This is a genomic window from Eubacterium sp. BL-380-WT-2B, assembly GCF_009696115.1.
Lineage (GTDB): Bacteria > Bacillota > Clostridia > Eubacteriales > Eubacteriaceae > Eubacterium > Eubacterium callanderi.
In genome coordinates this window covers 61,011-83,242 of record NZ_VUMP01000012.1, presented here as the reverse complement: position 1 = coordinate 83,242, position 22,232 = coordinate 61,011, and the positions used below count along the sequence as shown (strand labels likewise).

23 protein-coding genes are annotated in these 22,232 nt (G+C 44.9%); 17 read left to right on the top strand and 6 right to left on the bottom strand.

Annotated features, from left to right (window positions below):
* Positions 1-126 precede the first annotated feature (126 nt).
* Genes FYJ53_RS20140 through FYJ53_RS20130 form a run of 3 tightly spaced genes read left to right on the top strand, consistent with a single transcriptional unit; the run spans position 127 to position 2,574 of the window.
* Positions 127-1,212, top strand: coding sequence for a hypothetical protein (locus FYJ53_RS20140; protein WP_073383037.1), 1,086 nt, complete (start codon positions 127-129; stop codon positions 1,210-1,212).
* Positions 1,213-1,229: 17 nt separating this feature from the next.
* A complete protein-coding gene (locus tag FYJ53_RS20135; RefSeq protein WP_070081224.1) occupies positions 1,230-2,000 on the top strand; it encodes an ion transporter in 771 nt (256 codons plus the stop codon).
* Positions 1,993-2,574, top strand: a complete 582-nt coding sequence (locus FYJ53_RS20130; RefSeq protein ID WP_227930282.1) for a hypothetical protein — start codon at positions 1,993-1,995, stop codon at positions 2,572-2,574. The genes FYJ53_RS20135 and FYJ53_RS20130 overlap by 8 nt, the downstream gene beginning before the upstream one ends.
* Before the next feature lie 101 nt (positions 2,575-2,675).
* Here FYJ53_RS20130 and FYJ53_RS20125 read toward each other — a convergent pair whose 3' ends face one another.
* A complete protein-coding gene (locus FYJ53_RS20125; RefSeq protein WP_154557704.1) occupies positions 2,676-4,013 on the bottom strand; it encodes a sensor histidine kinase in 1,338 nt (445 codons plus the stop codon).
* Positions 4,014-4,425: 412 nt separating this feature from the next.
* On the opposite strand from FYJ53_RS20125, the gene FYJ53_RS20120 reads away from it, so the two are divergent.
* Positions 4,426-5,442 (top strand): site-specific integrase, encoded by a 1,017-nt coding sequence (locus tag FYJ53_RS20120; protein ID WP_154557703.1) that lies wholly within the window; start codon positions 4,426-4,428, stop codon positions 5,440-5,442.
* A gap of 83 nt (positions 5,443-5,525) precedes the next feature.
* The gene (locus FYJ53_RS20115) at positions 5,526-6,044 is read left to right on the top strand and encodes an HD-GYP domain-containing protein (RefSeq protein ID WP_073383040.1); all 519 of its coding nucleotides are present in this window, start codon (positions 5,526-5,528) and stop codon (positions 6,042-6,044) included.
* Between the two features lie 88 nt (positions 6,045-6,132).
* Here the strand turns inward: FYJ53_RS20115 and FYJ53_RS20110 are convergent, their stop codons facing one another.
* Genes FYJ53_RS20110 through FYJ53_RS20105 form a run of 3 tightly spaced genes read right to left on the bottom strand, consistent with a single transcriptional unit; the run spans position 6,133 to position 8,356 of the window.
* Positions 6,133-7,050: a DMT family transporter gene (locus FYJ53_RS20110; RefSeq protein WP_090415157.1), complete on the bottom strand. Its 918-nt coding sequence runs from the start codon at positions 7,048-7,050 to the stop codon at positions 6,133-6,135.
* Between the two features lie 12 nt (positions 7,051-7,062).
* A complete protein-coding gene (locus FYJ53_RS21705; RefSeq protein ID WP_256168568.1) occupies positions 7,063-7,194 on the bottom strand; it encodes a hypothetical protein in 132 nt (43 codons plus the stop codon).
* 13 nt (positions 7,195-7,207) lie between these two features.
* Positions 7,208-8,356, bottom strand: coding sequence for a uroporphyrinogen decarboxylase family protein (locus tag FYJ53_RS20105; RefSeq protein ID WP_227930283.1), 1,149 nt, complete (start codon positions 8,354-8,356; stop codon positions 7,208-7,210).
* A 140-nt stretch (positions 8,357-8,496) separates the two neighbouring features.
* On the opposite strand from FYJ53_RS20105, the gene FYJ53_RS20100 reads away from it, so the two are divergent.
* The 11 genes from FYJ53_RS20100 (at position 8,497) to FYJ53_RS20050 (ending at position 19,467) form a co-directional block, all read left to right on the top strand.
* Entirely contained in the window at positions 8,497-9,198 is a 702-nt protein-coding gene (locus FYJ53_RS20100; protein WP_013380330.1) for a TetR/AcrR family transcriptional regulator, read from the top strand.
* Between the two features lie 55 nt (positions 9,199-9,253).
* The gene (locus FYJ53_RS20095; protein WP_013380331.1) at positions 9,254-9,511 is read left to right on the top strand and encodes a hypothetical protein; all 258 of its coding nucleotides are present in this window, start codon (positions 9,254-9,256) and stop codon (positions 9,509-9,511) included.
* A gap of 217 nt (positions 9,512-9,728) precedes the next feature.
* Positions 9,729-10,775, top strand: coding sequence for a 4-hydroxythreonine-4-phosphate dehydrogenase PdxA (gene pdxA / locus FYJ53_RS20090; protein ID WP_148428806.1), 1,047 nt, complete (start codon positions 9,729-9,731; stop codon positions 10,773-10,775).
* A complete protein-coding gene (locus FYJ53_RS20085; RefSeq protein ID WP_148428807.1) occupies positions 10,772-11,983 on the top strand; it encodes a four-carbon acid sugar kinase family protein in 1,212 nt (403 codons plus the stop codon). The genes pdxA and FYJ53_RS20085 overlap by 4 nt, the downstream gene beginning before the upstream one ends.
* The gene (locus FYJ53_RS20080; RefSeq protein ID WP_148428809.1) at positions 11,980-13,623 is read left to right on the top strand and encodes a sigma-54-dependent Fis family transcriptional regulator; all 1,644 of its coding nucleotides are present in this window, start codon (positions 11,980-11,982) and stop codon (positions 13,621-13,623) included. Before FYJ53_RS20085 ends, FYJ53_RS20080 begins: the two co-directional genes overlap by 4 nt.
* Complete coding sequence (locus tag FYJ53_RS21940) at positions 13,587-13,766, top strand: helix-turn-helix domain-containing protein (RefSeq protein ID WP_148429041.1); 180 nt, start codon at positions 13,587-13,589, stop codon at positions 13,764-13,766. Before FYJ53_RS20080 ends, FYJ53_RS21940 begins: the two co-directional genes overlap by 37 nt.
* 151 nt (positions 13,767-13,917) lie before the next feature.
* Complete coding sequence (locus FYJ53_RS20070; protein ID WP_148428811.1) at positions 13,918-15,174, top strand: DUF362 domain-containing protein; 1,257 nt, start codon at positions 13,918-13,920, stop codon at positions 15,172-15,174.
* 24 nt (positions 15,175-15,198) lie between these two features.
* Positions 15,199-16,173, top strand: coding sequence for a cyclase family protein (locus FYJ53_RS20065; RefSeq protein ID WP_013380336.1), 975 nt, complete (start codon positions 15,199-15,201; stop codon positions 16,171-16,173).
* Between the two features lie 163 nt (positions 16,174-16,336).
* On the top strand, positions 16,337-17,722 hold the full coding sequence (amrA, locus tag FYJ53_RS20060; RefSeq protein ID WP_148428813.1) for an AmmeMemoRadiSam system protein A: 1,386 nt from the start codon (positions 16,337-16,339) through the stop codon (positions 17,720-17,722).
* Positions 17,719-18,543: an AmmeMemoRadiSam system radical SAM enzyme gene (gene amrS, locus FYJ53_RS20055; protein WP_148428815.1), complete on the top strand. Its 825-nt coding sequence runs from the start codon at positions 17,719-17,721 to the stop codon at positions 18,541-18,543. Before amrA ends, amrS begins: the two co-directional genes overlap by 4 nt.
* 255 nt (positions 18,544-18,798) lie before the next feature.
* Complete coding sequence (locus tag FYJ53_RS20050) at positions 18,799-19,467, top strand: arginase family protein (RefSeq protein ID WP_148428817.1); 669 nt, start codon at positions 18,799-18,801, stop codon at positions 19,465-19,467.
* A 547-nt stretch (positions 19,468-20,014) separates the two neighbouring features.
* On the opposite strand, the gene FYJ53_RS21260 is transcribed toward FYJ53_RS20050, so the two are convergent.
* Together FYJ53_RS21260 and FYJ53_RS20045 are read right to left on the bottom strand one after the other, a co-directional pair.
* Positions 20,015-20,164, bottom strand: a complete 150-nt coding sequence (locus tag FYJ53_RS21260; protein WP_013380344.1) for a hypothetical protein — start codon at positions 20,162-20,164, stop codon at positions 20,015-20,017.
* A 12-nt stretch (positions 20,165-20,176) separates the two neighbouring features.
* On the bottom strand, positions 20,177-21,337 hold the full coding sequence (locus FYJ53_RS20045) for a uroporphyrinogen decarboxylase family protein (protein ID WP_154557700.1): 1,161 nt from the start codon (positions 21,335-21,337) through the stop codon (positions 20,177-20,179).
* 182 nt (positions 21,338-21,519) lie between these two features.
* Between FYJ53_RS20045 and FYJ53_RS20040 the strand changes: the two genes are divergently transcribed.
* Positions 21,520-22,203: a TetR/AcrR family transcriptional regulator gene (locus tag FYJ53_RS20040; RefSeq protein ID WP_148428821.1), complete on the top strand. Its 684-nt coding sequence runs from the start codon at positions 21,520-21,522 to the stop codon at positions 22,201-22,203.
* Positions 22,204-22,232 lie beyond the last annotated feature (29 nt).

Below are 22,232 nucleotides of genomic sequence, written 5' to 3'. Positions count from 1 at the left end.
AGAAACAGCGAGACAGCGGCGTTCCGTTTCCGTTATGCGGCAGACAGGAAAGGTTGTCTCCCTTTTTATGTTTGATATACCCAGATGGTATTCAAAATAGACTTTAGAAGACGAGAGGAGAGAGAAATGAAATTCGGCGAATTGAAAAGTTGGCAGAAAAAAAGACTGCTTTTCAGTTTTTTAACCTATGTCATCGTCATTGTTGTTTTTCTGGCGTATGCTTCGGTTACCATGTACACCGACAAAAAAGCAGAAGACGACTACTGGGTTTCAATGCTGCAGACGCCAAAAGACATTGAGGAGAGGGCGGCTCAGTTTGATCAGAACGCGACCAGGGTGCAGGTTGGCACCTATGTGGAAAACCTGAAGGAAGTCAACCTGAAAACCTCAAGCTTCCGCATGGTGGTTTTAATCTGGTTTAAATGGGAGGGAAATGATAATCTGGATATGGCCAAACATTTCCGCATTTATAAAGGCACCATTAACAAGACAGAAGTTGTTAAAAACTATCATGAAAATGGCGTGAATTACCAGGCCGTCCGGTGCGATGTGTCCATTACTAAAAACTACTGGAACCGCCGTTTCCCGTTGGAATCCCATCAGCTCCGCATGTATGTGGAATCCGAGCTGCCAGTGGATGACGTTGTATTTGTGAATGACAGGGAAAACAGCGGCATAAATGATTCACTTGGGATTTCCGGCTACGATTTGAGGCGTAATGAAACCGGGACAACCATGGTCGAATACGACAATAACCACGGTGATCCGGAAATACCGGGTGGCATCATCAATTCAGAGCATATTACCGCGCTGGAGCTCAACCGTGACAGTATGGGCCTGTATGTCAAATGCTTTATCGCCCTGGTCGGAACCATTACCTGGGTGCTTATCACCCTGTTTATCTGTACCTATCACCGTGTCGACCCACTCAGCATGATTCCCGCAGCCCTTTTTGGGACGGTTACCAACATTATGGTCGGGGCAAATCTGCTTCCGGACGCCCTGCAGCTTGGCCTGCTGGAGTTCGTTAATATTTTTGGCATTGTGACCATTCTGGCAGTGGCGATGACAATCATCAATATCAACCGGATACGTAACAAATATGAGGATCGTGATTTCGCAAGCTTCTACGGGCGTGTCATGTTCTATACCATTTTAGTCCTTGTCGTGGCAGGGAATATCATTCTTCCCATGTCTGCGTATATGTTCTAGGGACGGGGCGTTGATCTATGCGTGAACAGATATATAAAGTTGTAAAAAAAGCGGAGCCGGGAGATGTCATCAGCAAATATTATGATGTGTTCATCATGGTGGTGGCCTTTATCAGTGTCTGTCCGCTTATGTTTAAGGAATCCAATTCAATGTTGGTGATGATTGACACCATCACCGTCTATATTCTTTTTACCGATTATATTTTTAACTGGATTACCTATGATTATAAGATTAAAAAAGATTCACCCTGGGTGTTTGTGGCCTATCCCTTTACTCCCTTTGCGCTGATCGACCTGGTGTCAATCCTGCCGTCTCTTGGGCTTCTGGGCGCGGGCTTCCGTATTCTGCGTGTGCTGCGTGTGTTTAAGGTGCTGTATTATTCCAAAACCTTTTCCTATGTAGCCAATGTTTTCAAAAACGAACGCAAAACTCTGGGCTATGTGCTCATCATCGCGCTGGCCTATATCTTTGTATCTGCGCTGGCCATGTTTGCCTATGAGCCGGATACTTTTGATAATTTTTTTGAAGCGCTTTACTGGGCAACCACTGCTCTGACCACTGTTGGCTATGGGGATGTCTACCCTGTAACCGAGGTGGGGCGTTTGATCAGCATGATTTCATCGCTCTTTGGGATCGCGGTGATCGCAATGCCAGCTGGTGTTGTTACGGCTGGGTTTATGGATGAAATCGGACGCGCAAAAGAGCTGGAACGCCTTGAAAAGGCAAAAAAAGAAGGGAAGAATCTCGATGAAGTCATCGAGGAGGAACTGGAGGAACAGAATGAGTAATAAGACACGCTATTTAATCATCATGGTTTTGGGCGTTGTAATGAACCGGCTGCTCTATGTTCTGTCAATGCATTTTGGCCTGCCCTTCTGGCTGGACATGTCTGGCACCATTCTGGCAGCACTGCTGCTTGAGCCCACCGCCGGGCTGCTGGTAGGGCTTGTGAATAATTTTGGACTGGCGGTGTTTAATTACAGCAGCAGCTCGCTGATCTTCTATGCGGTCAGTGCCGCCGCCGCCCTGGTGGTGGGGGTGAATATGCGCCGTAATGGACAGATCGACTGGAAGCAGACAGTGCCAACCATGGGCCTGCTGATTTTAGTCACTGGTGTCTTGTCTGCTCTGCTCAGTATCTGGCAGACCGGCGGGACACTTACCCATCCGTGGGAGGTTTATTTTTACGACCTGGCCATATCCGCCGGTGTTCCCTGGGTGCTGGCCTGTTTCATCGGCACCATGGTTATCAAAGTTTTTGATGTGATTGCCACAACCGGCATCATCGCGCTGATTTACTTTGTTTTGCCAAATAGCCTGAAATATCCGCCAGAAACACTTATGGAAAAAGAAAAGGTTTAGAAAATACAGTTGAAATAAAAAATATAAAAAAACAGAAACGGTGCTGCACAGCGCCGTTTCTGTTTTTTTATTGTCCGAAGACTTTGCTGTTTTTATGATGTTTACCGGCGGCCTGCTGTCTGTGCGGCAGGGTTGAGAAGAACAGAGGCTTCAAATACATAAGGGTCATAATTAAATTTTGCAAAGCCGCTGTATTTTTCAGTTATCCGTCGAACCGAATGAATACCGATCCCTTCTGCATGGCGTTTGGAGGACATGAAGACATCGTCCTTTTTACAGATTATATGATCATAGCTGTTTTTAATGGAAATCACCACCGAACCTTTACCCGAGATGCCAAGCTTTACAGAAATAAAGGGATTTGCTCCGTTCTGGCGCAGGCAGGCCTCAACGGCGTTTTCAAACAGGTTGCCAAAAACCACACAAAGATCACCCTCAGAGAAAAGCAGCGGCTCAGGAAGCTTGATGTCAATCCGCAGGTCAATGGCGTTTTGGCGTGCGAGAGCGGCGTAATGCTGGGCGATGGCATCAATGGCAGCGTTGCTGCACAGAGGCAGCACCCTGTCCGATTCTACAGACTGCAGGCTGGCGCTGAGGCAGGTGTTTATCTGCTCGAGGGCGCTGTTTTCCGCATAGCCCTTGAGCATGAGCAGGGTATGCTTCAGGTTATGGCGGGCCTTCTCATTCTCCTCGATATTATTTTTCAGACGGTTATACTGCTCTTGCTGCATACTGGCCTGATAATCCGATATTTCCAGCTTGTTTTGGAGCTCAGCAGCGCGTTGGTTTTCCTGAATCAGCCTTAAAATAACATAATAGGTTAGAAAAGTACCGATAAACCAGACAAAAGGCAAAAGATAAGCGGAGACAGAGGTTAGATTCAGGGAACCCGGATAGATACAGAAGCGGTACAGCAAAAAAAAGCAGACAGGAACAACCCATAGATACCGCCAGTAAGGCATCTTGCCCGTCTCAAGAACAGTGGGTTTAATGACTTTTACAGTGAAGAACCCAACAAAGGGGAGTGTGAACACAAAAATTAAAGACTGAATAAAGGCAGAAAGAGGCGGGTTAGCAAACAGAGAAGGCTTACAGAATATCTGGCTGAAGAATACCACGATATCCAGATAGTTTTTAATAATAAATACCACAAAAAGGTTAAGGAAAAAATTTTCTTTAACGCTTAACAGAAAGATCAGGCCGATGGTGACATTAAACAAAACACTGATAATGATGCGCGCATTGCCAGAATCGGGCATGGTGTCAAGTGTGAACACAGCAGCATAGGTAACAGTGCTTGAAATCAGAAGTACAGCAGCCATCAGAATATTAACGCCAGTGCCAAACCGGAAATTGCCTTTAAAAACAGCCCGGTATAAAAAGAGCGCCGGCAGGAGCTGAATAAGTGAAAGCAGTGCAGCAAAAGCTAATTGATCCAAAACTATCCTCCGCGATTTACATGAGTTGATCTCATTTTACCATAGAACAGAAGCTTTTGTATAGCGTACTGTTCAGCGGGACAGGAAAATTAAAAGACCGGAGCAATCCGGATTTTTTTATGGGGAGTCCCTTAATAACGACAGAATTAAATTATGAAATCGGCATGTTTTTGACAGGAGGTATTTTACGTACTATAGAAAAAAACAGATTAAAAGTATATAGATAAAAATTAATACGGAGTTATCTTTTAGTATAAAACAATCCATATGAAGTGTATGTAAGCAAAAAAATAAAGATCGTAGAATACCATATTCTACGTCATTTTTTTACTTTTTATGGATTCTATTATATCATTTATAAATTGCTATTACTAGCAAAATTCTAATTAATTTTTAGTAGGGAGGCACGATTATGAAAAAAACATTTTTAATGTGGTCAGAATCAATTCGTCATTTTTTCTCAAAAAGGTCAGTAACGCTGGAAGCGTTCAGCCGCGAATGGATAAGAAAGCGTGGCGATGAAGGAAAGATTAAGGAGTCTACACTCACCAATTACCAGCGGATTATTGAACGCTATTTGTTGCCAGAACTGGGTGATCTCCGCTTGGATACTATAACCGTTGAAGTAGTGCAGGATTTTGTAAAAACGCTGGAGAGAAGAGCGCTTAATACCTCTACGATTCGGGGTATTATCGGCAGGTTATCATCAATTATGGAAAAGGCAGTGGAAGCTGGATTGATTAATAAAAATCCCTGCGGGCACATCGTTATTCAGAAAAAATGGCAGACCACAACAGGGAAAATTCTGACAATTGAAGACCAAAAAGCCCTGACACACTGGCTTTTAGCACATGAGCATAACCTGAGCCTGGCCGTACAGCTCGGCCTCTTCGCTGGGATGCGCATCAGCGAGATTGCGGCGCTGCAATGGAAAGATATTGATCTGAAAAATGGGTTTATTCAAGTTCGCAGAAATGTTCAGCGTGTAAAAAATCATGAAGCCGGTCAGCGCAAAACCATTAACCAGATAGGCACGCCAAAATCCCCGAAGGCTTTTCGATCAATTCCCATTACATCCATTTTAATGAAGTCACTCAAAGGATACGAAAAAAGCACTGCAAAACCAGAGGCTTTTGTAATTGCAAAAAAAGGTGGGTCAGCCTATGATGTGAGAACCATACAGCGCTATTTTAAAAAGATTATTTCTGTTCTAAAACTAGATAATTATCGTTTTCATGATCTCCGGCACACCTTTGCGACCAGAGCAAAGGAAAGTGGAATGGACATACAGATCATCAGTGAAATTTTGGGCCATTCAGAAACAGCCGTCACCATGAACATCTATCTGCACATTACAGATCTCCACAAAAAACAAGAAATGGTACTTTTGGACAAACTAAACTCAACAATATATGGAAAAGCGGCATAAATTGTCGTGAAATATGGTATTCTACGAACTTTCATTAAAAAATATACCCTGTATTCTAAGGAATCACAATAAAGGTAGAGAGCATGCAAGCATTGATTAAGACTCAGTTTGAGCGCTGTTCGGAAAGCGTTCGGCAGCATTGCCTGCGTACAGGCAGCTGGATAAGGAAAATAATAAAAGAATTGGGGCGTGAAGAACTGCTTTCAATCTGGCAGTTGGAAGAAATGTCTCCGGTGGATTATCACGACATTGGAAAAGCGGAAACAGAAGACACTCCTGGCCATTGTACAATGGGCGCACAGTTTTTTAGAAATCTTTATGAAACAAAAACGACTTGTTTCGCGGAACAGATTTTCTGCAGTGTCGCTGCAGATCTCTGCCGGTTTCATCACTATCGTTATGACGGTAAGGATAACCCCAAAATGGTAAGCGGACAGGATATACCAGTTATTGCCAGAGTCTGTGCTGTCGCCAATGCTTTTGACCATTTGCAGGAGTCGGGCAGGCAGCCGGATGAAGCGTACGAAAACATCTGTAAGGAAAGCGGCATCCTGTATGATCCGGCGGTTGTTCAGGCCTTGGGTGAAGCGATCCATCAATGATATAAAAAAGTATGGAAAAAGACATTTTCCCAGTTGTACTCTGTGGAAAATGTCTTTTTTCTATCAGCGGTGTATATGTCAAATAAGTTTAAAGCTCTTCAGCCGCTCCGGTCTTGTTCAGGACAATAACCGCGAGAATCACGACGGCAATACCAATGATTTGCGGGAATGAGATAACCTGTCCAAAGATAAAATAACCGAGAATAGAGGCCGTGATCGGCGAGAAAGCATTCATCATGTTGGTGATGGCAGGATCGACCAGCGAAAAAGATTTTACCCAGACATAAGATGAAAGAATCTGTGTCAGCAGTCCATAGGCGATAATGATCAGAATAAGAAGCAGGACATTCTGAGCGGAAGCGATCTGGCCAATGACGGCCCAGGGAGGGCAGACAACCCAGTAGATCAGAGCCGCTCCAAGGTTATAATAAGTGATGACCACATCATTGTCAATCTCGTTATTTAAAGCCCATTTGATGATCAGGGCAATCGCGCAGTTGGCTACCCAGTTAAGCGCCATCCACATAATACCTGAGGGTGCGATAAAAGCATCGGGTGAAAAGACATTCAGAACCAGTGCCAGACCGATAATGGCCAGTCCCAGCGAGGCGATCTTGCCCTTGGTTATTTTGTATTTAAAAATAAAGGAGGACAGAAGCATCAGAATAAAAACATGGGAAAACTCAAGGATGGAAAAAACACCGGTGCTCAGATAGTTGAGAGCCCGAGCGTAGGAGTAGTACAGCACTGCATTGGCAATTCCACCGCCCACCAGGACAATCAGTACACGTCTCCACCCAATGTTAAAGGCCTTTGGGTTTTTGATCAGGGTTTTTATCCCATAGAACAGGATAACAATCATCGGCCCCATGGAGGAGACCGCCACATCGTTCAGCCCCAGATTTTGGAGTAATGCGATAAAAACGCCGAGGGTTCCCCATAAAACACCCGCAATCCCGCCATAGATAATTCCTTTTGTAAAATTACTTTTATTTACTTCGTTCATTTTATAGACTCCCTACATAATTAAGCTTAGAATAAAGGTTTCAAATTCTTTTTCCGTTTCGGTCATACAATCTCGAATCAGCGTTTGATACAGTTCATCATACTCACTGACCAGGGCTTCAATTTTTTCTTTTTCTTTAAGCATTTGTCTAATCTCCTTAATATTTTCCATACGCATTGACAAAATCAATCACTGCTTTCATTTTTTCGGGCGGTGCGTCCTTAAAACTGAAAGCAGGTTTGTTAAAACCGAAGTAAAATCGTTTGGTTTCCATGCCAATATCCATGAGCTCACGGGCTTTGTCCAGACATTCCTCTGTAGAATAATTTGTCAGATAATCCAGAGGATAAGAGCAGCAGACCATATTTTTAGAGCCGAGAATGTCCAGCGTCTTTTTAAAGTCCTGGTGCTCCACGGCCAAAATAACCTTTCCCTCAGGGAGCTCGGAATAATAGTCAAAATAGCGTCCATCTGTGTAATCGCCCTGGAACTGCAAATACAGGGTATGCCCCTTTGCACCCAGCGTGTCACAAACCTTTTTAAAGGTAGGCCAGAAAAATTTCTCAAAATGTCTGGGGCTGATCATTGGCGGTAAGTGCACCCAGGAGCAGGCGCAGGAAATACCATCGGCGTCAACGGGCAGGGTATTTTCGACATAGTCGGTCATAACCGGCGCAAGCGCCTCACAGGCGGCTTCCAATTCGCGCTTTTTCCGCCGAAGATCCATAGAAATCTGAGTAATACCGCGCAGATGGTCGCCCAGCAGATCAAAGGGAGCATAAAACATGGTGCCATAGTAAATGGGAACACCTTTAGCGTAAGTAAGGTCATAGAGCTTATTATAAAAATCTGTGACCTGCCTTTTTTCAAACAGTAAAGCCTTGGAAATGGCTGTAATGTCCTTGACGCTGTCCTTACCCAGGGCGCTGTACATACCCGGGAGTACTCTTTCAACAATGCAGCGCAGGGGGTCTTCGATCAGTGCCGGATAATCATCCGCACTCAGGCTCATGACCTCGGGATGCTGCATGGTTCCGTTTCGCCGGTTTTGAATCCACGTTTTGCTTCCTAAAATTTCGTTGCGCTGGGGAGGAAGCCACCCCATACCCAGGTTGGCATCCATTTCAAAAGTGTCTAAAATTTTTTCATAGGCTTCAATGATTTTATCATAATTCCAGGTTGCTTCCAGAAAATCAATGCCCGCGTACTCACAGGCATAGCTGATTTCAAAATCCAGTATCACTGGCACACGGTCGGTTGGTTTTCCGGCCATGGTACTTTTTATCCGCTCAATTTTTTCTTCCATTTCAAATTTTCCCTTCATGTTTTGTACATATACAATATTGTATGATTACAATATATAGTATGTGTACAAATTTGTCAAGCCTTTTTTAAATTTATCTTTTTTTTACAAAAAGTCATGCTATAATAAACATGAGGTGGATTATGGCAAACTATAAAAATGGAACTGAGACAAAGACTTCGCTGTACAGCAGTGCAAAAAAACTTTTTTACTTGAAGGGTTATGGCGCGACAACCATTAAAGATATTATTACAGACGCCGAATCAAAGTTAGGCTTGTTCACTTATTATTTTGAGGGCAAGGAATCTGTGGCAATCAGTATTTTTAAGGATTTTGTCAATGATATTGCGCTGGTGCTTGAGGAGCCTTTGAAGGATTATACGGCTAAAAATGATTATCTGCTCGTAGATATGATTGAGTACCGCGCTTATTTTGAGTGCATAAACGCCAATGAGCAGATAAAGCAGTTTTATAAAGACATTTCGATTCTCGAAAGTTTTGCGCAGATGACCATTGATTTGAAAGATTATTTCATACAGAAGCGCTTTGAGAACGGGCTGAAGTTTGAGACCAGCGCGATGATTAAGGATAAGACCTACTTTGACGCCATCGCCTCTTTGACATCGGGAATGGAGATTCAGTTTTTCAGAGATGTGCTTGGGAAAAAGATTGATATTGCCTATGGCGACGCAATTGATATTTTTTTGACAGAGTATTACCGATTTCTGGTGCTGGATAAAAAGCGGATTCAGGATAACCTGCGAAAATCCAGAAAAGTCGTTGAAACACTGCATTTTGAAATCGGCGACTGCTTCAGCGTTCAGCTGGCAGGTCTTAACCCATAGGATAAAAAATATAATAAGAATTTTAAACATACAAATCAGGAAAGAAGGTTATCATATGATTGTTACTTTTAGAGAAATTGGCGCGTTGAATCAGCTTTTACAGGAAAAACATCTGGATTATAAAATTCATCTGAGCGATGCCTGCGGTTCCCAAAGCATGTGGATTGAGAGCCTGAACAATGCTGGTAATCCCAAGGCGAATGAAGCCCTGTATGAAGTGATCAATACTTTTTTTGAGAAAATGGGGACAGAGCTGGAATACACCTGGGATAAAAAATCCTTCTGGTTCAAGGACCGGTCCCTGGTATTCTAAAATTTTACAAGTAATAAAAAGCACAAATGCCTGAGTGTAAATGCTCAGAGCATCTGTGCTTTTTTATTGCCATAAGCGACTTTATGCCCGGAAGTGTTTGATTATGAAACATAATCCGGATTGAAAAAGAATGCGGAATCCGATAGTATAAAAACCAGAAAAGAATATGTCTGGAAGTGTTTGATATTTGAACAGACAAAAAAGGGGGAAGAAGGATATGAAGCCTATTTTAGGGATTACAATTGGCGATCCGGCAGGTATTGGACCAGAGATCACGCTGAAAGCAATGGCCTGTCAGAAGATTTTGGAAGTGTGCAGCCCGGTGGCTGTCGGGGATAAAAAAGTACTGGAAAATGCTCTGAAAATCACGAAAATTAAAAAGAAACTGATTGCCGTCAAGGAGGGCAGCCTAAAGGAAACCCTGGCTCATCTTGAGAAAGACGCGCTGCCATATATTGATATGGAAATTTTTAAGGAAGATAACTGGGAGTTCGGTAAGGTTGACGCGGGCTGCGGCGATGCGGGATTCCAATTTATAAAAAAGGGTATTACACTTGCTATGGAGGGGATTCTCGACGGTGTGGTGACTGGCCCGATTAACAAGGAAGCGCTGAATCTCGCAGGGCATCATTTTTCAGGGCATACAGAAATTTTCGCCCATTATACTGGCGCGAAAACATACCGTATGGTCCTGACGGGTGAAAAGCTGAGGGTGATCCACGTAACTACCCATGCGTCAATCCGCAAGGTGTGCGACATGGTCAAAAAAGACCGGATTTACGATACAATCTGTCTGGCGGATGAAACGCTGCGGCTTCTGGGGATTGATTCCCCCAGAATAGGGGTGGCAGGCTTTAACCCGCACTGTTCAGAAGGCGGTCTTTTTGGCGATGAGGAAGCCCTTGAGATTATTCCGGCCATAGAGGCGGCTCAGAAGGCAGGCATAAGGGTCATTGGCCCAGTTTCGCCGGACACGGTTTTTGTAAAAGCGCTTGGCGGCGCCTATGATATGGTGGTGGCCATGTATCATGACCAGGGTCATATTCCGCTTAAGCTCTGTGGGTTTAAGATGGATGCTGGAACCGGTGCTTTTACCAGTATGAGCGGTGTGAACTGTACGGTTGGCCTGCCGATCATAAGAACCTCTGTGGACCACGGAACCGCCTTCGAGGTGGCAGGGACAGGAAAAGCCAATGAGGAATCCATGATTGATGCCCTGCACATGGCGGCAGTTATGGCGCGCGGCAGGGAGAAACGGCAATGATCAGGCTTGTCGTGCTGGCGGATGATTTTACCGGAGCGCTCGATACAGGCATACAGTTTGGCAAACTGGGAATCAATACCGTTGTAACACAGCAGATTGATGGCTGCATGTGTACAGCCGGTGACTGTGAGGTGCTGGTCATCAATACAGAGTCCAGACATTTAACAAAGGAAAAGGCTGGTCAAAAGCTTTGTGAGATATCCGAGACGATTAAAAAAGCAGGGGTTCCCTTTCTTTATAAAAAAATAGACTCGACCCTCAGGGGAAACATTGGGGCAGAGCTGTACGGCTGTATGAAGGGAATGAAAGCAGAACAGGTAATGCTGGCGCCAGCCTATCCGGAAAACAAAAGGTACACACGGGGCGGCCTGCAGTATATTGACAAGACGCCGCTTTCAGAGACAACCTTTGCGCAGGATCCTTTTAATCCAGTCATTTCCAGTCGTATTTCTGAGATCATACACAGCCAGTGCGCGATTCCAGTTTATGAAGTTCCAGTCACTGGGCTCGCACACCTTGATCTGGAAGCAGAGGGGATCTATGTTTTTGATGCCGGGAGCCAGAGAGATATGGAAAAGATTGCCGGACAGTTAAACGCCTTCAGCCATCTCAGTGTTTTTTCCGGCTGCGCAGGCTTTGCAGCATTTCTGCCTTCCCTTTTGAAGATGAAGATACAGGAGACAAAGGCTTTGAAGATACCACGGCCTTTACTGTTAATGTGCGGCAGTATCTGCCCGGTTTCGGCACGCCAGCTTGAAAAAGCGAAGGCCCTGGGCATTCCCCTTTTCAAGCTTTCGGATTATCTTGAGCTGAGTGAAAATGGGTATCAGGGTTTGAATCGGCTGCTGAGGGATATGGAAAGCCAGGCTGGGCATACAATGATTCTGGCGAGCTCTGATGTTGAAAGTAAGAGCCCGTTCCGGCCTGAGCGCAGTGTCGAGAGAGCGCGGATTGCAGACCGTCTGGGTTACATTACAAAGCGCGCGGCTGAAACATTTGGCTATAAGGATCTTGCTGTTTTTGGCGGGGATACACTTCTGGCAGTGCTTAACCATTTAAAGCTCAGCGAGCTGAGGCCAGTCGAGGAGATTGAGCCAGGGGTGGTATTGTCCGAGACAGGAGGCTACCGCGTCATTTCAAAGGCAGGTGGATTGGGAAGAGAAGATGTGGTTGAAAGAATGTTAGCTTATACAGGAGCAGTTTTATGAAAATTCTTGGAATTTTGCCTTACAAAGGCCTCATGAAAACAGTGGCGGAAGTCCTTGGGCAGGAGCCGGATATTTCGGCCGATCTTTTTGTCGGGGATATGTATGAAGGCCTGAAAATTTTTAAGGAGCATTATCAGGATGACACTTATGATTTTGTGCTCTCCCGGGGGCGCACCGCTGGTCTGATTGAGGAGGCGACCCATATCCCGGTTGTTTATATCGATATTTCCGGTTATGATATGGTGCGTCTGATCCGTCTGCTTCAGACCTATACGGGAAAAACCGCTGTGGTGGGGTTTTCGGCCATTATCAAAAGTATTTATGTGCTGTGCGATTTGCTCCAGTATGAAATTGACTGTTTTGAGATCAACAGCGAAAATGAGCTTTTTCCCATGCTTTCCAGTCTGCAGAGCCAGGGCTATAATTTTGTTGCCGGCGATGTGATCACAGCAAAAGCAGCGGACAGCATCGGCCTGAACCATGCCATGATCACCTCTGGCCGAGAAAGTGTTTCCAAGGCGCTGGAGCAGGCAAAGAAAATGTATGGACAGCTTTCCTATCTCCGCGAAGAGCGCAATTTTTATAAAAAGCTCATCGCCAATGAGGCAGTCCGCATTGATGTGTTTGATGAGGACGGAAATATCTTTTTTACCAATGACAAAGCAGAGATGTTCGAAGGGATCAGAGCACATTCAGATATTCAGCGCTACAAGGACCAGATCGACCTGAAAGGGCATGTTGTTTTTAATCTGACGATGGGCGATGAGTTGTGGCATGTCGAGGGATCTTTGATCGAGGGGAAAGAGAAGCGCTATCTCTTGTATGGAAAACGCTACCTGAGCCAGCGGCTGAAAGAAAAGAATATCATCAAGCTGGATAATGATTTTGGCAGGAATACAATGATTCTGTCCCGGTTTGAGAGCAGCAACGCTTTGATGAAAAGGGCCATACAGACAGCACAGGCAAATTGCGAGAACTATAAGCCGATTTTAATTTATGGTGAGCAGGGCACTGGCCGGGAGGATTTTGCCCTGTCCATTCATCGTGAAAAACAGCAAAAAAATAAAGAATTCATCCAGGTAAACTGTATGGCCCTGAACTGCAGTGAGAGCGACGAAGTCTTTGACACGTTGTTTTCACTCATTGATAACAAAAAATCTAAAATTATTTTTTTTAATGACATTGACCATCTGGATCTGTCCACCCAGCTTCTTTTGTTGTCCTTTTTGCACCAGGCCGCCTCGATTAAGAGACTGAAGCTCCTGGCGTCCTCAGAAATATCCCTTGAGGAAATGATCCAAAAGGGGATTCTCCACTCTGAAATGTATACTTTTTTCAGCGGTATTCAGATCTTCTTGCCGCCATTGCGGAACCGTAAGGAAGATATCCGCAATCTCAGCAGTCTTTTTATAACACAATTTAACAGCGAATATGGCAAAGAGATTGTCGGGTTTCAGGAGGAAGCCTACAGTCTTTTAGAGACACTTCCGTGGCATTTTAATATTAAGGAGCTTCGGAATCTGGTCAAGGAGCTGGTTTTAGAGTCTAATACCCTCTATATCTCAAAAGACAGGCTTGGGTATCTTTTAAAAAACCAAAACCGATATCCGGCAGAAAAAGAAAAAAAGATACAGGGTTAAATCTCGACCAGCCTCTGGAAGACATTGAGCGGGATATTATTACGATTTTGCTGAAGCAGGAAAACCATAACCAGTCCAAGGTGGCAAAAAGGCTTGGGATCAGCCGAAGTACACTCTGGCGAAAACTGAAAAATGATTTATAATAAAACACTTTCGACTCTTTACTTTCTTGAAGTCCCTGAATCATGGTGATAGAATACGTCTGACCTAAGGGAGTAAGAGTAGAGAACAAAATATGTTCTGAAATGAAACATCTTCTCCTGAAAACAACGTACAGATAAAGGAGGGGATGCGTTGATTGAATTTGGACCGTCATTAATACCAGAGCTATACCGCATACGGCAAAAATGGAAAACTGCTTTTTTAGAGGATCCTGAGGATACGGTTGCGCGCCAGATGAGCCGCTATAAAGAGCGGATCAAGCCAGGCAGCCGGATTGGTATCGCGGCAGGGAGCCGTGGAATTTATCACTATAGCCGGATTGTAAAGGCAGTAGTGGATTGTGTAAGGGAAAGAAAGGCAGAGCCTTTTATCATTCCTGCAATGGGAAGCCATGGCGGCGCGACAGCAGAAGGACAGCTGGAAGTTCTGGAAGGCTATGGCATTACTGAAGAGAGCATGGGCGCGCCTTTTTTGTCCTCAATGGAAACGAATACGATTGGTTATACAAAAGAGGGGGTACCGGTACATTTTGATCAAAATGCCTGCTCAATGGATGGTATCATCATGGTCAACCGGATTAAGCCACACACAGATTTTCATGGTGAAATCGAGAGCGGTATCATGAAGCAGATGGTCATTGGGCTTGGAAAACAGCGCGGCGCATCCACCATCCACCGCCGGGGCGTCTATGGCCTGAGTGTTCTCATGCCCGAATCGGCCCGGATTATCATGGATAAAATGCCGATTTTGATGGGGATAGCCATTTTGGAAAACCAGCAGGACCGGACAGCTAAAATTGAGGTGCTGCCTGTGGAGCGTATTGAAGCGCGTGAGCGTGAGCTGCTGAAGGAAGCAAAGGCACTTCTGCCCGCGCTTCCCTGTGATAAGCTGGATGTTCTGGTTTTACAGGAAATGGGTAAAAACATCAGCGGAACTGGGATTGATCCTAACATTGTCGGCCGTTACCTTATTCGGAATATGTCGGACCAGCTTCCAGATATTTACCGCATTGTCTGCCTGGATCTGACCGAGGAAAGCCACCACAATGCCATCGGTGTGGGAATCGCGGATTTAATTACCCGCAGAATGTATGAAAAGATTGATCTTGAGCCTACCTATGTCAACACAATGACGTCAGGGTTTCTGGAACGTGGATTTATGCCGGTTGTCGCCCAAAATGACCGGGAGGCGATTGAAACTGCGCTGAACTGCTGCAACCGGTATGTCACAGCTCAAAATGCGAGAATGGTCCTGGCTAAAAACACATTGGAGCTGCAGGAGCTTATCGTTTCAGAAGCACTGCTGCCAGAGCTTGAGGGCAGGGTTGAGATCATGGGAAAAGTGCAGATCAACTGGGATCAACAGGGATATATGAAAAATTTATTTTAAACAGAGATAGAGGAGAGAAGTAAAATGAAAGATTACTATGATAACAGCTGGATGGAAAGCAACCGTTGGGGTGAATGGGGCGAAGAAGACGAAGTCGGCGTCATGAATGATCTGACACCAGAGCTTGTCCTGAAGGCAGTCCAGTATATTAAAAAGGGGAAAATATATGATTTGGAGACCGAACGTTTTAAGGGCATGCCTGTCTGGGCAGGACACTGCGGCTTCGATATATTAGCCTACGCCTCGCCGTCTGGCCGTAAAAATATGAAGGGCAGCGGGCTGAGCCCAGAGTTCAACTGGTCTGAGGACGGGGGAATGCTGGACAGCAGCAAGGACGCCTATAAAATGGGACTAAACACAGAAATGCTCATTGCGCCGCTTCATGCAGGCACCCATATTGACGCACTGTGCCACTGGACAACCGGCGAGGATAACCATTGGTATAATGGCTACTCCGCCGACCGTTACAGCACCAATTATGGCCCGGTCAAATGCGATATTTCCAAGATTCCGCCAATGGTGATGCGGGGCGTGCTTTTGGACATTGCAGGCTATAAAGGAGTAGAGCGGCTGGACCCCAACTATATTATTACCGCTGAGGACTGCGATGGCTGCGCAAAATGGGAAGGCGTTGAGCTGAAAAAAGGCGACGCCGTGCTGCTGAGAACCGGTGAAAACTGGCCGGGACCTGAAGCCTGCTGTGATGCCGGCCTGGGTATTTCCGCCGCCCGGTACCTGGTAGAAGGCAATGGCGCTTTTCTGGTTGGCGATGATATGGCTTGTATTGACGGTTTTAACGCAGATGGTTCATCCTCTGTGCCGGAGCATCCGCAGCCAGTGCACCACTATCTGTTGATCCAGCAGGCCGTTCATATTATTGAATACCTGCAGCTGGACCAGCTGGCAAAGGATAAATGCTATGAATTCTGCTTTATCTGTCTGCCCGCAAAAGTTAAATGTGCGACGGGAATGTATGTCAGGCCTATCGCGATGGTCTAGAGGCTTTTAAAAGTTTATAAATGTTCATCTCGAAAGGGTACAGCTGGTAAAAAGGCTGTACCCTTTATTGCGGTATAAAGATTAAAGTTTACAGAAATTGCCAAAGCTTAAGGAGATTTTTTTATTGGTGTGATATATTAAAAAGAAAAAAGAGGTGTTGAAGATGTCTGTGCTTGGTGCTTTTATTGTGCCGCATCCGCCCATTATTTTGCCGGAAGTGGGGCGCGGCGAGGAACAGAAGATTGAAAAAACAGCCAGAGCTTACAGAGCTGTGGCAGAACATATTGCAGAGCTGAAGCCGGATACCATCGTGATTACCTCTCCCCATTCAATCATGTATGCCGATTATTTTCATATTTCACCGGGGAGCGGGGCACAGGGTGATCTGCGTGACTTTGGTGTCAGCGGTGTTACGGTAGAAGCCTCCTATGACGAAGTGCTTGCAAAGGCCATTGGCATTCAGGCTGAGGAAGATGGTATTCCAGCCGGGACGCTCGGCGAAAAGGATTCAAGGCTTGACCACGGCACGCTGATTCCGCTGCGTTTTCTTGAAGCCTTTAACCTTTCTTTTGAGGTGGTGCGCATAGGCCTTTCAGGCTTGCCGATGATTGACCACTACCGCTTTGGCGAGAGTATTGCAAAGGCGGCCGACAAGCTTGACCGCCGGATTGTGATCATTGCCAGCGGCGATTTGTCCCATAAATTAAAACAGGAAGGGCCTTACGGTTTTGCCCCTGAAGGGCCAGCGTTTGACGCAGATGTGACGTCAGCCATGGAGCATGCGGATTTTTTGAAGCTTTTGACCTACGAGCCAGGTTTTTATGAAAGGGCGGCCGAATGCGGGCTTGGTTCTTTTGCTATCATGGCCGGAGCCCTGGATGGAATGGCAGTAGACCCAGAGCTTTTGTCCTATGAAGGCCCCTTTGGGGTAGGCTATGCGGTAGCGGCCTTTTATCCAGCAGGCAAGGCTTCAGACCACCATTTTGAAAAACAATATGAAAGGTGGGAGGAAACTCGGCTGAAAGACCTGAAAAGCCAGGAGGATGCTTATGTCCGTCTGGCGCGTTATGCGCTCGAAGCCTACATAAAGACCGGCGTGCCGGCCCAGCTGCCAAATGACCTGCCAGAAGAGCTGACAAGCCGGCAGGCAGGTGTTTTTGTTTCCCTGAAAAAACATGGAAAGCTTCGTGGCTGCATTGGAACAATTTCTCCTGTAACGGCCAGTGTGGCAGAAGAAATTTTGAGGAATGCTGTCAGCGCAGGACTGTCAGACCCTCGGTTTCCGCAGGTTAAGGCTTCAGAGCTGAATGAACTTGCCTACAGTGTGGATGTGTTGAGTCCGCCGGAGGCCATTGATTCGCCCGATGCTCTTGATCCCCACCGCTATGGGGTGATCGTTACAAAAGGGCAGAAGCGGGGATTACTCCTGCCGAATCTTGATGGCGTAGACAGTGTGGAACAGCAGATCGCCATTGCGAAACAAAAAGCCGGAATACCATCCGATGAAGCCTGCGGGCTGGAGCGGTTTGAGGTGGTGCGTCATTTATGAAAATAACCTGTGATTTATGCCCGCACCATTGTGTTATAGAGGAAGGCCGGACAGGCTTTTGCCAGGCCCGGTGCAATAATGGCGGCCGGATTGTCAGTGAAAATTACGGCTGGCTTACCGCAGTAGCTGTGGATGCCATTGAAAAGAAACCCCTGAAGCGTTTTTTTCCAGGAAGCTCCATTCTTTCGGTGGGCAGCTATGGCTGTAACCTCCGGTGTTCATTTTGCCAGAACAGCTCGATTTCAATGAATGGACTTGACAACCGAACGATCCAAGTCACGCCGGAAATGCTGGCGGACAAGGCGGAAAGCCTGAAGGAAAAAGGAAATATCGGTCTTGCCTATACCTACAATGAACCGCTGATCGGCTATGAGTTTGTGCGGGACTGCGCAGCGCTTATTCATGAAAAAGGCATGAAAAATGTGGTAGTGACCAATGGCAATATCTGTTCAAACTATTTTGAAGCGCTTTTCCCTCTGATCGACGCCATGAATATTGATTTAAAGGCTTTTAATGAATCCTTTTATGAGGTGGTGAGCGGCGATTTTAGCACAGTTAAGACAAATATCCGCCTGGCGGCAGAACACTGCCATGTTGAGGTAACAACGCTGATCATTCCCGGAGAAAATGACAGTGATTCAGAAATGGATGCGCTGGCAGAGTGGCTGGCCGGTATTAATCCTGAAATCCCACTGCATGTGTCGCGGTTTTTCCCATGCTATCAAATGCTGGACAGAGGACCGACTGAGATCGAAACAGTTTACCGGCTGGCTGAGATCGCAGAGAATCATCTGAAATATGTTTATACAGGCAATTGCTGAGCTTAAAGGCTGATTTGACATCAATATTATATATGAATATAATGTTAATGCAGATTAAAGGTATATTATGAAGTGAAAATCCCCATAAAGGAAAAGTTCATAGTGTATATAAGACGAATAGAAACAGTGATCCATGGGGGATGTTTTTAGAACATTCCCTTTTTTGTAATGAGGTGAAAAATGAAAATAACGATTTTTAATTTTGATGATCTTTACAGAGAGCAGGATTTTTATACCGGGCGGCCATACCAATGAATTGATCTGACAGGCTTAACAGGAACAAACGCCTATTGCGACAAAGCCGCGGCTGCTGAACTGCGAAAGGTTGTAAGGGAAGAGAGCATAGGGCTGGTACGCTTTATTGGCTCTGGCAATTATCATTATCTGTCCTGCTTTTTTCTTGAACAGGTCAAAGAGCCCTGCTCATTGGTGATCTGCGATCATCATACAGATATGCTGCCTGCCAGATTTCCAGAGCTTCTTTCCTGTGGCTGCTGGGTAAAACGGGCGCTGGACGAATGCCCGAATATTCGCGAGGTGCTTATTGTCGGCGCCCGGGAGGATTTGATTTGCGCAATTGAGAAAAAATACAGAAGCCGGGTTTTTTGCTATAGCGATAAAAGGATCGGAGGAAGCGATGACTGGATGCCCTTTGCGCTCAGCCATGTACATTATCCCGCTTATCTGTCCCTGGACAAGGATGTTTTTACCACTGCCGCCGTCGATACGAACTGGGACCAGGGGAGTCTGACCCTGGAACAATTTCAAAAAATAACAAGCTGTCTTTTTAACAGGCAGACTGTCCTCGGAGTAGATATTTGTGGTGAGAATCCAAGGGCAGATCAAAAAAAGAATAATGATTTTAACAGAATACTGCTGCGTTATCTTGAAGATGAGAATAAACCATTATCGATGGCGGTTTAGGAAAAATAGAGAATTGTGAAACAACAGTATTTGAAAATTTTAAGAAGAATAATTTATAAGCGCCTTTAAAAAAATATTTTTCTTAAAGGTATAAATTTACCCTTGACGTATTTTTTGCCAATATAAATATATTCAAACAAAAACTTAATAAATTCTTAATTATAATCAATATAAAAAATGGGTTTGAAATTTAACAAATTAATAAAAAAATATTGAAAAGCCTTTGCTAAAGCGGCTGTAAACGCATTATCAAGAAAAAAACAGCAATCGCCTTTTTACGCATCTTTGTAAAAAAATGTAACAAATTGTAAATAAGTGAAAATGATGCTTGACCAAAAGCGGGATAAAGTGTAAACTAGAATCAGTTAATAAAGCAAAGAAAAAATGGTGCTTTGAGAAAGGAGAGATTTTATTATGATGTTCTATAGTTTTATCGCTGCTGATTTAGCTGCAAAAGCACTTGCAAAATGTGATGATTAATAAGCAATTTTATTTAAATAATCAATAAGAGCCAGGATTCTCATCAAGAGATATCCTGGCTTTTCGTTTATGAGATCAAATAGTTTGCAAAAGAGAAAAACATTTCCTCGAGCGACTGCATCGGGTCAGCCGCAAATTCGACTGCTTCCGGCGGAATATCATATTTTTCCATGGTTTCCTTAAGGTCTGTATAATATTCGGATTTGAAATCTTCCATAATAAACCCTCCTTAGTATTTCCCGTATTCTTTTACAAAATTCAGAACTGCTTTTAGATTTTCAGGATTAATATCCCGGGCTTTGAGCAGGTTTTTATCGAGCGCAAAGATGTACTGTCCTCCTGGAGCCAGAATGTCGATTAATTCCTTTGCCTTGTCAATACACTGCTGTTTTGTTCCTGTTTTCAACAGCGTAAGCGGGTACAGGCCGGAGATAACATGGCGTTTTCCAACCTTTTCGGCGATCAGCTTGGGGTCGCCGAACTCAAAGCTCATGTGTGTCAGCGGCGGCAGCTCGTTAAGATAGTCAAGATAGCGCATCCAGTCATGCTCAACAAACAGGTTTGCGCCGATACCTCTTGCGTCCAGCGCCTCAACATAGGCTTTAAAGGTTGGCCAGTAGAAGCGTTTAAAATCTTTTTCACGCATATATGGCGCCATATGGAGAGGAATAAAGGTCCGTACATAGCGGTTGGCGTTTGGCCCGGAGCCGGCCTTGATCGCGACAGGAAGCAGTGCGTTGCAGGCAGCCTCTACCTTTTCGGGACGGCGGCGCATATCCGTGCTGATGCCTGAGAAGGAGCGCAGCTGGTCGGAAAGAATGTCGAGTGGCGTGCAGGAAGCGGCAGGGGCCATAGAATAGATGGATTTGTCATACTTTTCGGCAATTTTTCCAAAGCCCTGCTGCATGACACCCATGGAGGTAAAGAAGGTATAGAACGCTTTAGACAAAGCCTTCTGGCCTTCAAAACCCGGTTTCGCCAAAGCGGGGTACAGTCTTGGCAGTACCTTGTCCCAAAGTGTTTTAATGGGATCAGCGATAAAGTCGTCATACTCATCATCTTTTAAGCCCTGCACCTCAGGATGCTGGATAAAGCCGTCTGTGCCCATTACAAAGTTAATGGCTTCCAGCATTTTGTAAAGATGCGGCATTCTCAAAAACATGCCAAAAACAACATCGGAATCAAAATCTTTTGTTGCCAGATCAATGGCATCCAGATTTTTTACAAGGCTGTACTGTTCTTTTCTCAGATCATAGCCGGCATACTCAAGACAGAAAGCGTTGTCACCAAAGACAAGGCGTGGTACACGTTCCGGAACCTTTCCATCAAACACGTCTTCAAAAAGCTTATTTTTTGAAAGTACTCCAGCAGATAATTGATTTTCACTCATATGGAAGAACCCTCCTAGATTATTTACTGTACGCGTTCAGTTTTATTATAAAAAAATAATAACATTATTTTTTACTAAAGTCAATGATTTTTGAACGCGTCCAGTTCTTTGGATAAAGACTTGATTAAGGATCAAAAATATGTTTAAATTAAATCACAGAGACACCGAGGGAGGTTGCCGGAATGAAGGGAAAAAAAAGCAAGCAGAAAATATATGAAACAGCCAAAAGGCTATTTCTGGAGGAAGGCTATCTCATTGGCAACCGCCGCATTGCCACAGAGGCTAACGTCAGCCTTGGACTGATCGCCTATCATTTTAGCAGCAAACGCAATATTGCTGTTGCCATTCTGAAAGAAGACTACACCATTTTATCAGCCCATCTCAAAAATTATTTAACACCGGATCAGGATATTCTGCTTTATGTCCTTTGTTTTACCAACATGACGCTGAGAATCCGTGAGCACGACTATAAGATGGCGCGCTTCACAACTGAGATTATGAAAGATGATATTCTGGAGGCCTCTATTTATGATGGAAACCAGAAGCATGAGTATGCAGCGCTGATGGAACTGATGGAGGAGGATATCCCCTATGAAAAGAAACTTAAGCTGGCTCTTGGAACAATTTTTGGCGTTCAGAGGGCCCTGCAGTGGAATATTAATGACGGGATGGACCTGAGCTATCAGGATTATTTTGAATATATGGTAAAAACCTACAGCTTTGCGCTGGATTTAAACTATGAGAAACCAAAAATCAAAGAGATTGTGAAAAAATCCAACACCATTGTCGATGAGGTGTTTAAGGATTACAGTCACCTGCTGGATACTTCGAGGTATCTGTACGGTCAGGTGGAAATCGAAAAATAAAGGAGGTACGTCGAAACGGCGTACCTCGA